The sequence below is a fragment of the Gemella parahaemolysans genome, from assembly GCF_053758945.1.
In genome coordinates this window covers 259,412-272,378 of the sequence record NZ_JBSMTP010000001.1, presented here as the reverse complement: position 1 = coordinate 272,378, position 12,967 = coordinate 259,412, and the positions used below count along the sequence as shown (strand labels likewise).

Annotated in this window: 13 protein-coding genes; all 13 read right to left on the bottom strand. The window is 30.3% G+C overall.

All coding sequences use genetic code 11. From position 1 onward, the window contains the following. Positions 1 to 16: 16 nt before the first annotated feature. The gene (locus tag ACWOBP_RS01230; protein WP_455337110.1) at positions 17 to 877 is read right to left on the bottom strand and encodes a polyprenyl synthetase family protein; all 861 of its coding nucleotides are present in this window, start codon (positions 875 to 877) and stop codon (positions 17 to 19) included. Then, positions 870 to 1,070 carry an exodeoxyribonuclease VII small subunit gene (gene xseB / locus ACWOBP_RS01225; protein ID WP_455337109.1) on the bottom strand — a complete coding sequence of 67 codons (201 nt, stop codon included), beginning with the start codon at positions 1,068 to 1,070 and terminating at the stop codon, positions 870 to 872. The genes ACWOBP_RS01230 and xseB overlap by 8 nt, the downstream gene beginning before the upstream one ends. After that, positions 1,070 to 2,326, bottom strand: a complete 1,257-nt coding sequence (gene xseA, locus ACWOBP_RS01220) for an exodeoxyribonuclease VII large subunit (RefSeq protein WP_455337108.1) — start codon at positions 2,324 to 2,326, stop codon at positions 1,070 to 1,072. The genes xseB and xseA overlap by 1 nt, the downstream gene beginning before the upstream one ends. Positions 2,327 to 2,339: 13 nt before the next feature. Next, on the bottom strand, positions 2,340 to 2,735 hold the full coding sequence (nusB, locus tag ACWOBP_RS01215; protein WP_003145384.1) for a transcription antitermination factor NusB: 396 nt from the start codon (positions 2,733 to 2,735) through the stop codon (positions 2,340 to 2,342). Positions 2,736 to 2,749: 14 nt separating this feature from the next. After that, positions 2,750 to 3,055 carry an Asp23/Gls24 family envelope stress response protein gene (locus tag ACWOBP_RS01210; RefSeq protein ID WP_455337107.1) on the bottom strand — a complete coding sequence of 102 codons (306 nt, stop codon included), beginning with the start codon at positions 3,053 to 3,055 and terminating at the stop codon, positions 2,750 to 2,752. 185 nt (positions 3,056 to 3,240) lie between these two features. Continuing rightward, positions 3,241 to 5,862, bottom strand: coding sequence for an alanine--tRNA ligase (gene alaS, locus ACWOBP_RS01205; protein WP_455337106.1), 2,622 nt, complete (start codon positions 5,860 to 5,862; stop codon positions 3,241 to 3,243). 298 nt (positions 5,863 to 6,160) lie between these two features. Next, positions 6,161 to 6,529 (bottom strand): S1 RNA-binding domain-containing protein, encoded by a 369-nt coding sequence (locus tag ACWOBP_RS01200; RefSeq protein WP_455337105.1) that lies wholly within the window; start codon positions 6,527 to 6,529, stop codon positions 6,161 to 6,163. After that, positions 6,519 to 8,495, bottom strand: a complete 1,977-nt coding sequence (tkt, locus tag ACWOBP_RS01195; protein WP_455337104.1) for a transketolase — start codon at positions 8,493 to 8,495, stop codon at positions 6,519 to 6,521. The genes ACWOBP_RS01200 and tkt overlap by 11 nt, the downstream gene beginning before the upstream one ends. A 16-nt stretch (positions 8,496 to 8,511) precedes the next feature. Beyond that, the gene (gene recR / locus ACWOBP_RS01190; RefSeq protein WP_455337103.1) at positions 8,512 to 9,108 is read right to left on the bottom strand and encodes a recombination mediator RecR; all 597 of its coding nucleotides are present in this window, start codon (positions 9,106 to 9,108) and stop codon (positions 8,512 to 8,514) included. Position 9,109: 1 nt separating this feature from the next. Then, on the bottom strand, positions 9,110 to 9,427 hold the full coding sequence (locus ACWOBP_RS01185) for a YbaB/EbfC family nucleoid-associated protein (RefSeq protein ID WP_455337102.1): 318 nt from the start codon (positions 9,425 to 9,427) through the stop codon (positions 9,110 to 9,112). Positions 9,428 to 9,542: 115 nt separating this feature from the next. Beyond that, the gene (gene dnaX, locus ACWOBP_RS01180; RefSeq protein WP_455337101.1) at positions 9,543 to 11,249 is read right to left on the bottom strand and encodes a DNA polymerase III subunit gamma/tau; all 1,707 of its coding nucleotides are present in this window, start codon (positions 11,247 to 11,249) and stop codon (positions 9,543 to 9,545) included. A 159-nt stretch (positions 11,250 to 11,408) separates the two neighbouring features. Continuing rightward, positions 11,409 to 11,732, bottom strand: a complete 324-nt coding sequence (locus tag ACWOBP_RS01175) for a hypothetical protein (RefSeq protein WP_455337100.1) — start codon at positions 11,730 to 11,732, stop codon at positions 11,409 to 11,411. 154 nt (positions 11,733 to 11,886) lie between these two features. Further along, complete coding sequence (locus ACWOBP_RS01170; RefSeq protein ID WP_455337099.1) at positions 11,887 to 12,966, bottom strand: ABC transporter substrate-binding protein; 1,080 nt, start codon at positions 12,964 to 12,966, stop codon at positions 11,887 to 11,889. Position 12,967 lies beyond the last annotated feature (1 nt).

Below are 12,967 nucleotides of genomic sequence, written 5' to 3'. Positions count from 1 at the left end.
AATATTATATATTATACTACTTGTCACGTTTTAACAAATAATTAGCAAAACCTTCTAATAAATGATTATTTAAACGATTTGCAATATTTATAGCATTGAGAGTATGGTGTTTTAATAATTCCTCACATTCTTCAATTCCATAGAAACTAAGATAAGTAATCATATCTTCATCGCTAGGTAATTTACCAATTTTTTCAAAATCACCGTAATAATCTAGAATATCGTCTTTAATCTGATAAGCAATACCTAATTGTTGCCCAAATTCTTTAATATCAGTATAATCTTCTAGTTTATTAGCTACTAAACATGCAAAGTCTAGCGGCAATTCTATTAAACGCCCTGTTTTTAAACTATGCATTTTTCTAAGATAATCAGCATCAACATCGTAATTTTTCTGCTTAACATCATATACTTGCCCAGCTATCATACCCATTGCACCAGAATAATTGGCAAATTGCTTAATTAATCTTACCTTTAATTCTGGATTGATATCTGCATCACTAAGAACTTCAAATGCTAATGTTAACATTGCATCCCCTGTAAGTACTGCTACATCTTGTCCAAATACTTTATGATTAGTAAGTTTACCCCATCGATAATCATCATCATCCATTTCTGGCAAATCATCATGAACTAGCGAATATGTATGAACTAATTCTATAGCGAGTGCAATATCAAAATAGTTACTATAATCTATACCATAGTACTTAAGTAAATATAAGAATGATAACGGTCTAATTTTCTTGCCATCATTAACCAAAGAATACGAAATTGATTCTTTTAATATTTCTGGAATTTCGAGTTTTTCTATATAGTTTTTTGCATAAGTATTAAGTTTATCTTTATTAGTTTCTATGAAAAGTTTAAAATTATTCATTGTCTTTAAAATCCTTAGTTAGTTTCGCTACTTCTTTTTCGGCATTTTCAATTAATTTATTACAATTCTTTATTAAGTCTATACCTTGTTTGTATCGTTCTAATGAATCTTCTAACGATAACTTTCCAGATTCTAATTCCGCAACAATCTTTTCCAAATTCATTAAACTTGTTTCAAAATTTTCTTTACTCATTACTTAACTCCTTTGTCGGATATATTGTTTACTTTACAATTAAGACTACCATCTACAAGTTGTACTGATATTTCATCACCATTATTAATTCCTTTTACTGTAGTAATTTTCTTATCACCTAAGAAAGCTACAGAATAGCCTTTTTTCATAATATTTAACGGTGAATTAGCTTCCAATTTATTTATTTCATTTGTAAAGTTTTCTTTAAATTTACCTAACAGATTAATATTTAAAAATTTATCCGTCGATGTTTTCAATAAATTCTGTTTATCTTTAACCAATACTTGTAAAGATTTATTTAACTCTTTTTCTAATAATTCAACTTTATTGTTATATTCTAAAAAAACTTTTGAATAATTTTTATAATATGGATTATTTTCACTATTAAGAACCCTAGTTTTGTATGTCTGAAGTATATAATTAATAGTATTAGTTAATTTATCATAATTAAAAGATATTCTATTCTTTATGTCATCTATATTCGGCGTCACTAATTCTGCGGCTGCAGTTGGAGTCGAAGCTCTCCTATCAGAAACGAAATCTGCAAGTGTTGTATCTGTTTCATGCCCAATTCCTGTCACTATCGGTGTTTTACAATTAAAAATTGCCCTGATAACCTCTTCAGTATTAAAACTCCATAAGTCCTCAATTGATCCACCTCCACGCCCTAAAATAATAACGTCATTATTTTCTTCGTCAGCTAGTTTAATATTCCTAACTATGTCTTGGACTGAATTATCACCTTGTACAAGTGTTGAATACACTTTTATTTTGGCAATTGGGAATCGTCTTTGAATAGTTCTAGTAATATCTTGAACGGCTGCTCCTGTTTTCGCAGTTATAACTGCAATACTTTGACTAAAGCTAGGAATTCTCTTCTTATATTGAGGTGAAAATAGTCCTTCTTTCTCAAGTTTTTCTTTCAATTCTAAAAATTTCTGATATAGCTCACCTATTCTATCTTTTTTCATATCAAGAACAACTAAATTTACCTCTCCACGTTTTAAATAAAAATCCACTTTAGTCTTTATAAGTACTGTATCGCCATCTTTAAAATCTTTAGATCTAGCACCGAACCAATTTGCTCGAATTACTGAATTTTCGTCCTTTATTGAAAAGTAAATGTTATTACCATGGGGTTTAAAATTTGATATTTCACCTTTTATATATACTTCACCTAAGTATGGATCTAATTTAAACTTGCGTTCGATATATTTATTTAATGCTGTGACGGTTAGATATGTTTTTTCTTCCACCTAACTTCACCTCTTATTTTGTTGAATTTTCTACAATTCCTTTTAATACTCCATTGATAAATTTATAACTTTCATCTTTTTCACTATATTTTTTTGAAAGTTCAACAGCTTCATTGATTGAAACTTTATAAGGAATATCACTGTATAGTATTTCATATGCAGAAATACGTAAAATTTGTCTATCCATTTTCGAAAGACGTTCTAATTTCCAATCTTTTAAATTATTAGAAATAATTTCATCAATTTCTTCTTTTTTTTCTAATATCTCTGTTAATGTTTTATTAACATAAATACTAGTTGAAATCTCTTCTTGTTCTAAATCTAAAAGTTCTATAAAATCTAATTCTGTATTTTCAACTTGAAATAAAATTTTAAAAACTGCTTCTCTAAGTTCGTGTCTGCTCTTCATTTATATCTCCTAAATTAAAAATCAATTCCTATAATATTAACATTAACTGTTTTAGTATTAATTTCTGTCATATTAAAAATAGAATTTCTAATATTTTCTTGAATTTTTCTTGCTGTTTTAGTTACTGAATATCCAGCTTTTAAGTTACAGTATACATCAATAATTAATTCTGTACCTACAAATTCTAATTCAACTCCACGTGAGTATACTTTTTTTCCTAGTAATTTAGAAACCCCCTCTACCTCAGTCGTTGCAATATTAGCGATAACTTCTAATGCACTTGGGTTGATTTCTACTTTTCCTAATTTTTTTGTTTCCATTTACTTATCCTCCAAAATTATATTTAATATTAAAACAATCTAATATTAAATTATTATTTGTCCATAATAATCCTATTAATTATACCATATTTTCAGAGAAAAAGGGAGAGATTACCTAAAAATAGTTGTTCTTGAACATACTAATTCCATAGGTAATCCCTTCCTTATGATTTATGTATCAGTAATTAAATACTAGCTAATAATTCATTAAATGCTTTATCGATATTATCTTTATTTTTAGCTCCTGCTTGAGCCATATCTGGACGTCCACCACCACGTCCTTCACATACTGTAGCTAGCACGTTTACTAGTTTTCCAGCATTGTATTTATCAGTGATAGCTTTATCTACAGCTACTACGAAGTTTACTTTATCTTCATTTACTGAAGCAAAAGCAATAACATAATTTTCTAATTTTGATTTAGCGTTATCTACAAGTTGTTTTAAGTGATTCATATTTTCAGATTCAACGACACTTGTCAGTACGTTAACACCATTAACTTCTTTAATATTATTTACTAAGTTATTTAATTCAGCATTAGCAATTTTTTGTTGTAAACTTTCTTTTTCTTTAGATAGTTTCTTAATATCAGATTGTAATGCAGATACTTTTTCTACTACATTTGAAGCATTAGCTTTTGTTAATTTCTCAACAGAACGTAAAGTTTCTTCTTGTTCTCTTAGATACTCGTATGCAGCTTTTCCTGTTAAAGCTTCAATTCTACGAACCCCTGCCGCTACACCTGATTCAGAAACAATCTTGAAGATACCTACTTCAGCACTGTTAGCGTTGTGAGTTCCTCCACATAGTTCGATAGAGTAATCTCCGATAGAAACAACACGTACAACATCACCATATTTTTCACCGAATAATGCTTGAGCTCCAAGTTTTCTAGCTTCAGCTATAGGCATCTCTTCTGTTTTGATTTCTAATGCATTCCAAATTTGTTTATTTACTTCTTGCTCTACTTTTTCAATTTCTTCTTTCGTAAGTGGAGCAAAATGAGTTATATCGAATCTTAATTTTTCATCAGTTACTAAAGATCCTGCTTGTTTAATGTGAGCTCCAACTTCATGACGAAGTGCTTCGTTTAATAAGTGAGTTGCAGTATGGTTTTTCTCAATATTTAATCTATAAGCTCTATCAACTTCTAGTTTGTATTCTTTACCAACTACTAATTCACCCTCTACCACTTTAATTAAATGAATATGACGTTTATCAGGAAGTTTCTTAACATCGATAACTTCGCCTTTGAATCCATCTGCTAATACTAAACCTCTATCGGCCACTTGACCTCCACTTTCTGCATAGAATGGAGTTTTTTCAAATACAACTTTTACATTTTCTACGCCTGTATAGTTTTCTAATAAATTATCGTTTTCATCAACTATAGCTAATAATTTACTTTCGTCAGTAAGTTTAGTGTATCCAGTAAATTCACTATTCCCAACGATTCTATTATATAAGTCAGATTGTACTTGCATTGAAGAATCTTCTTGACGTGATGAACGAGCACGCTCTTTTTGTTTTTCCATTTCTTCATTAAATCCATCAATATCTACAGTTAATCCTAATTCTTCAGCATACTCTTCTGTTAATTCAATCGGGAAACCGAATGTATCATAAAGTTTAAATGCATCTTTACCAGATATTTCTTTAGTAGTATCCTTAACTTCTTTAGCGATATTATTTAAGATAGCTTCACCTTCATTCAGTGTTTCATGGAATCTATCTTCTTCTTTTAGAATTACATCCTTAACAAAGTTTGCACTTTCTTTAACATTTGGATAGTAATCTTCCATAATTTCAGCAACAACATCAGTTAATTTATACATGAATGAGTTGTTTAAACCTAAAGCTTTTGCATATCTTACTGCACGACGTAATAATCTTCTTAAGATATATCCACGTCCTTCATTTGATGGTAAAGCTCCATCAGCAATAGCGAATGCTACAGTTCTGATGTGGTCAGCGATTACTTTAAACGCTACATCTTGTTCAGCGTTTACACCGTATTTAGCTCCTGAAAGTTTTTCGATTTCTCTGATAATAGGGATAAATAAATCAGTATCAAAGTTTGTTGGAACATCTTGTAATACAGATACAATTCTCTCTAATCCCATACCTGTATCTATGTTTTTCGCAGGAAGTTCTGTGTATGTACCATCAGCATTGTGGTTATATTGACTGAATACTACGTTCCATACTTCAAGATATCTATCATTTTCTCCACCTGGGTACATTTCTTCTTTTGGAGACCATGTATCCGCATCTTCTCCACGATCATAGAAAATTTCAGTGTTCGGTCCTGATGGTCCCTCACCGATATCCCAGAAGTTACCTTCAATACGAATAATTCTGTCCTCTGGTAGGCCAATTACATTATGCCAAAGCTCATATGCTTCTGTATCCTCCGGGTGAATAGTTACAGAAAGTTTTTCTTTTTCTAATCCTAACCATTTTTCAGAAGTTAAGAACTCCCACGCCCATGGCACTGCTTCATTTTTGAAGTAGTCACCAATTGAGAAATTACCTAGCATTTCAAAGAATGTGTGGTGGCGCGCAGTTTTACCTACATTTTCAATATCATTTGTTCTAATCGATTTTTGTGAATTAGTAATTCTTGGGTTTTCAGGTATTTCTCGACCATCAAAGTATTTTTTAAGAGTAGCTACCCCTGAGTTAATCCAAAGTAGAGTTGGATCATCCACTGGTACTAAAGAAGCACTTGGTTCAATTTTGTGCCCTTTTTCTACGAAGAAATCTAAGTACATTCTTCTAATTTGTGTTGATGTTAGTTGTTTCATTAAATTATTCTCCTTTCAAGCTAACAAATAAATAAAAAAGTCCCTTGTGTAAAGTTAATTACACAAGGGACGACTATAATCGTGTTACCACCCTAATTTAAGTACATTGTACTCCTCATTAGTTTTTATAACGGCTTGAATGCCGACGAAGCACTACATAGGTAGCATAAAAGTTCTATTATGAATCCTTTTCACCACTAGATTCTCTCTGTTAAATAATACTCTTAACTTTTAATTCCTAAACTTCATAGTATATGTATGTTATTATAAACAGATAAGTTACGTTTGTCAATAGATATTACTTAGAATTCCTCATTTCTAGCATAGCTTTTTTTTGCCAAAGCTTCATGTTTTGTTTTAGCGTATCAAAACCATATTCAAAATTCAATGTATCTAAACTATTAATCTCTTTTTTATCTGTATCTTTTTTCTGTTTAAAGTTTAATGTTGCATTAATTTTGTTATCTTTTATTGATAATACTTTCACTTCTAAAATTTCATCTTGTTTAATATAACTACTTATATCAAAAATAAAACAATTAGTAATTTCAGAAATATGAATTAATCCTACCATTTTATCTCGTGTTTCTATAAAGGCACCATATGGTTTTACAGCTGTTACTTTAACCTTTATAATATCGCCTGGACGAACTTCTCTATAGCTCATTTTTAATCTTCTCTACAACTGCTTCAACTGTAAATCCGTATTCTTCGATTACTTTATTTGCAGGTGCAGATGCACCAAATTTATCAATTCCGATAGCTAATCCATCTAAACCAACATATTTGTACCAAAGAGCACTGTTACCCATTTCTAGTGATACACGACGACGGATATTTAATGGTAGTAATTCCTCTTTGTATTCTTTAGATTGCTCTTCAAATAACTCTACTGATGGCATACTTACTACACGCACTTTAGAACCATCTTTTTCTAATTCACGTGCTACATCAATTGCTAATGCTACTTCTGATCCTGTTGCGATTAAAATAGTATCAAAGTCTGCAGATGTTTCATAAACAACGTATGCACCTTTAGCAACTTTTTCGAATGAAGAATTTTCTAAGATTGGTAAGTTCTGACGAGTTAGAACAATTGAAGTTGGTCTATCGTTAGTTTTTTGTGATAAGTACCAAGCAGCTTGTGTTTCAGTTGCATCAGCTGGTCTGAATACATAACTATTTGGTATTGTTCTTAATGATGCTAAGTGTTCGATTGGTTCGTGAGTTGGACCATCTTCCCCTACTGCAATACTGTCATGTGTGAATACATATGTTACTGGTAGATTTTGTAATGCTGATAGTCTTAACGCACCTTTTAGATAATCTGAGAATACGAAGAATGTACCACCGAATACACGTACACCACCATGTAGCATTAATCCATTTAATACTGTTGCCATTGCAAATTCACGAACACCAAATTGAACATTACGTTCTGTTCTGTGAGAATCATCTTGTAAGTTATCACCTTTAATAAATGTCATATTAGAGTGAGAAAGGTCAGCTGAACCTCCAAAGAATGTTGGTAATACTGCTGCAACACTGTTAATAGCATCTTGAGAAGAGTTACGAGTTGCTTGTGCCTCTCCTACATTTTTGAATGAAAAACTTTCTTTAGATAATCGGCTGATATCTTCACGAGATAGAACTTCTTCTAATTCTTTTGCTAACTCAGGGTATGCTGCTTTATAATCAGCATATAATTTTTCCCATTTAACATATTCACTTTCTCCACGATCTGCAACATTAGCTTTGAAGTCAGCATATACATCTGCAGGAATATCGAATGGTTCATTCTCCCAACCGATTTCTTTTCTGAATAACGCAGTTTCTTCTTCTCCTAATGGAGCTCCATGAACACCGTTTGTTCCTTGTCTATTTGGAGATCCAGCTCCGATAATAGTTTTAACTTCAATTAATGTTGGTTTATCAGATTTTTTAGCTTGTTCAATAGCAGAATTAACCTCTTCAACATTTGCACCATCTTCAACTAGAATTGTATTCCATCCATATGCTTCATATCTAGCACGCACATTTTCTGAGAATGCATCTTTAGTTTCACCATCTAAACAAATGTCGTTTGAATCATATAATACAACAAGTTTATTTAATTTTTGAACTGCAGCAAAGCTTGATGCTTCTGATGCAACACCTTCCATGATATCTCCATCACCACAAATTACATAAGTATAGTGGTCAAATAAATCATATCCTTCTTTATTATATTTTGCTGCTAAATATCTTTCTGCTAAAGCCATACCAACTGCAGTAGAGATACCTTGACCAAGTGGTCCAGTTGTAGCATCGATACCTTTAGTATGTCCAAACTCAGGGTGTCCTGGTGTTTTAGAACCCCATTGACGGAAGTTTTTAACTTCTTCTAAAGATACATCTTCAAATCCTGATAAGTGTAATAAAGAGTATAATAACATTGATCCGTGTCCTGCTGATAATACGAATCTATCTCTGTTTATCCAATCTGTTTTCTTAGGGTTTACTCTTAAGTGTTTTGTAAATAAAGAATAAGCCATCGGTGCAGCACCCATTACTACTCCAGGGTGTCCTGATTTTGCTTTATTAATTGCATCAACACCTAAAACTTTTATCGCGTTAACTGATTTTTGTGACATAAAATGTCCTCCTAAATTATAATTCTATTCTACCAGATATAGCTCTTGATAAAGTAACTTCATCAACATACTCAATATCACTACCAAAAGAAATACCTTGAGCTATTCTAGTAACTCTTATATCTGTATTTTTTAAATATCTCGAAATAAAACTTGCTGTCCCTTCTCCTTCAGGAGATGAATTTGTAGCAAGAATAATCTCTTTTACTGTTTCATCTTGTGCTCGTTCGAAAAGAGATTTTATATTAATATCTAACGGACCGATTCCATCCATTGGAGAAATCAATCCATCAAGCACATGATACACTCCCCTATATTGTTGCATATTTTCCATAGCAACTAGGTCATTATCATTAGCTACGACACAAATAGTCGACTTATCTCTACCAGAATCTGAACAAATATCACATACATGTTCTTCATTAAGTCTTCCACACACTTCACAGTTAGTTAATTTTCCCTTAAGATTTACTAAACTGTCTGCAAAGTTTTTAATATCATTATCATTCATTTTTAGAGTGTGAAACGCCAATCTCACAGCTGTCTTCTTCCCTATTCCTGGTAATAAAGAATAACTTTCTATTAAATCTAAAATTGGTTTTGGATATTGCATCTTATAGACCTGGGATACTTAATCCGTTTGTAAATTTACCTAATGTTTCTTCTTTTAGTTTAGTTGATTTTTCTAAAGCGTCGTTAACTGCAGTTAACACTAAATCTTGAAGCATTTCAATATCTTCTGGATCAACTACTTCTTGTTTAATTTTAATATCTAAAATTTTACCATCACCATTAGCAATTGCAGTAACCATACCTCCTGATACAGTTCCTTCAACCGTTTGATCTTTTAATCCTTCTTGGGCTTCTAGCATATCTTTTTGCATTTTTTGCATTTTTCTCATCATTTGTTGCATATTTCCCATTCCGCGCATAATATTTCCTCCTAATGTCTAATTATATTATAATTCTATTTAAAATTTTACAACTTGTCAATAATTTGCAATTCATTTCAAATTATTTCATTTTATTACATAGATATTTTTCATTCTATTCAGTTTCTATTATAATGTCACCAAATAATTCATCTATTTTTGTTATTTTTTTTTCTTCAATTTCATCTTTCTCTTCATGTACTTCTTGTACTGGATTATCTAGTTCATCTTTTAGTATTTCATATTGATGATCTTGTATTGTATATATTTCATACTCAACACCAATAAATCGCTTAAATAAACTCTCTAAATATTTTTTATATTTAGAATTTGGAGCCATCTTAACCATATTATCCATTTCATTAAAGACTAATAAACCACCTTCTTTTGAAGATGCTATAAGTTTACATGATTTAAATAACTCTCTCATAGTAGTTACTTCAGGATTATTTGTATTTAGACTCTCATTTATTATTTTTATAAATACATTAGATGCGTAATTAGTAAGATTAGGATTTGAATCCTGTATAAGTTTGATAATCTTACTTTTATCTTTTATTATTACTTCTTTAATTTCTTCTTTTGGTATATTAACCACGCCAGTACTTTGAGATACATTACTATTTGTATTATATTGAAGATTATTACTTTGAACTAACTCTGGAATATTCTTCATTTCCTCTCTTAATTGGAATAACTTATCTTCCAATAGTTTTACCCTGTTTTCTAACTCAATATTTCTTGAGGTAGTCACAGAATTTGGGACACTACTAGTTGAGTTATTTTGATTAACTACATCTTCTTTAGAACATATTTTTACTATACAAATTTGCATATAACTCATATATTCAGTTGAAAATCTAATGTGCTGTTCTGTTTGAGATAAGTACTCTATTATTTTATAAAAATAATCAAAACTAACACTATCTATTTCTGTAGCAATTTTCTCAACATTATAAACAGTGTGTTTAATATCTTTTAAATTTTTATATACTACAATATCTCTAGTTACATTTATTAAGTCATTAAGTAATAACTTAGTATCTTTTGCTTGAGATACAAATTCATTATATTTTAACAGTGATTTTGTAACGTCTCCTTGTAGTAATCCCCTATAAAATTCTATTATATCATCTTCACTTATTGATGAAGTCACTTCTAATATGTGATTCAAAGTTATCTCTTCAGCATAATTAGAAACTTGGTCTAATATACTAATCGCATCTCGCAACCCACCTTTAGCAAGTGTAGCAATTTTCTCTATTGCTGCTTCTTCAATAACTAAATTTTCTTCTTTTGCAATGTATTTTAATCTATCAATCAACTGTTCTTGGGATAAATTTTTAAATTCAAATCTTTGACATCTTGATAAAATCGTTGCAGGTATTTTATGAATTTCAGTTGTAGCAAGTATAAAGATTACATGTGCTGGTGGTTCTTCTAGCGTTTTTAATAATGCATTAAACGCAGCAGTTGTTAGCATATGTACTTCATCTATGATATAGACTTTATATTTACCTTCAGTTGGTAGAAATTTAATAGCTTCTTTGATATCACGAACTTCATCAACACCATTGTTACTAGCTGCATCTATTTCAATTATGTCAACATTTTCTTTCTGATATATTTCATTTCCATTAACCTCATTAGCAAATATCTTTGCTATAGAAGTTTTACCAGTTCCTCTTGATCCATAAAATAAATAGGCGTGACTTATTTGATCTTTGTCAATCGCATTTCTCAACACAGAAACTATATGATTTTGACCAACTATATCATTAAAAGTTTGTGGTCGATATTTCCTATATAATGCTTGAAACATACAAACCTCCTAAATTATTTTAACTTATTAATTATACCATATTTTCGACAGTACTAATAGTAAAATATAGCAGAACAGACACATTATTAACTTAGCACATTACTCTATATTTTTACAAAACAACAAGACTAAGAATAATTCCCTTAGTCTTGTTGTTAGCTATTTAGTTACAACAAAATATATTCCCACAACAAAACAAATTATACTCACTATCTGTAATATTCTCCCAGTTATTTTACTATCCTTTGCATACTTTTCAATATTTTCTGGTAACTTTGCTTCTTCATAACTTATACTGATACCACTAATTAAATGGGCATTATCCCCTCTTATAATATACTTAGCTATAACAAATAAAACACCTGCAAGATAAAACATTATAATAGCTACAGCATACTCTATATACTCACTAGGTAGAAGGATAGACGAAAAAATTAAGATTTCACACGGTAACATCAGTAAAATCGCTGTACTAACTTTCATAGTAATGCACCCCTTTTTGTACTTCACTTAGCTATTTTATTTTTCAAATTTATTATACATTAACAAAACAACGATGGTCAAAACTTATAAAAAAACTCTCCTCACTGAAATTTCTATCAGTAAAGAGAGTTATGATTAATACGATAATTTCGTTTTATTTTCTATTGTTAATTTTGAATTTCAAGAATAGATCGTTGTAGAACTGAATCATTTTTGGATTTAAGTCTTCATATACTTCAGCTCTATTTCCAAAGCTTTCTAAATCAGGATAGAATTGTTCGTCACTTGTTGTTTCTTCTGATAACATTTCTTTAGCTTTAGCGTTAGGAGTTGCATACCCAATAAATTCAGAGTTTTTCGCTGCATTTTCTGGTTTTAACATAAAGTTAATAAATTTGTATGCTGCATCTTCATTTTTAGAAGTTTTCGGTATTACTATATTGTCAAACCATAGGTTAGTACCTTCTTTAGGTAATGCATAAACCATATTTTCATTTTCTTCCATAATTGATTTAGCATCTCCTGAGAAAACTACTGATACCCATGCTTCATTATTAATCATAAGCATTTTCTTCTCATCAGAGTTAATTGCTTTAATATTTGGGTGAAGTAGTTCTAATTTTCTTTCTGCCAAATTTAAATCTACTTCATTAGTATCATTTACTGAATTTCCTTCTGATTGAAGAGCAATTCCCATCATTTCACGAGCACCATCTATTAATAATATATTATTTTCTAAGCGTGCATCCCAAAGGTCATTCCATTTTTCAAATTTAAGATCTTCTGGAACTTTAGTTTTATCATAAAGTATACCTAACGTTCCCCAGAAATAAGGAATCGAGTATTCATTGTTTGGATCGAAACTTTTATTTCTAAATTGCTCTTCAATATTATCAAAACCTTCAATTTTACTATGATCTAATTTTTTAAGTAGATTTAACTTTTTCATTTTCTTAATCATATAATCAGATGGTATTACAATATCGTACGGTGTAGATCCAGATTGAATTTTAGTTAACATTGCTTCATTTGAATCGAAAGTTTCATAAACAACTGAAATTCCAGTTTCTTCCTCAAACTTTTTAATTAACTCTGGATCAATATACTCACCCCAGTTGAAAATTGTTAAAGTTTGTTTATCACCACTATTTGAACTATTTATAAAATTACGACTATATAACAATCCTAAACAAATAACCAATATTGAAATAGCTGAAATAAGTAATTTTTTCATA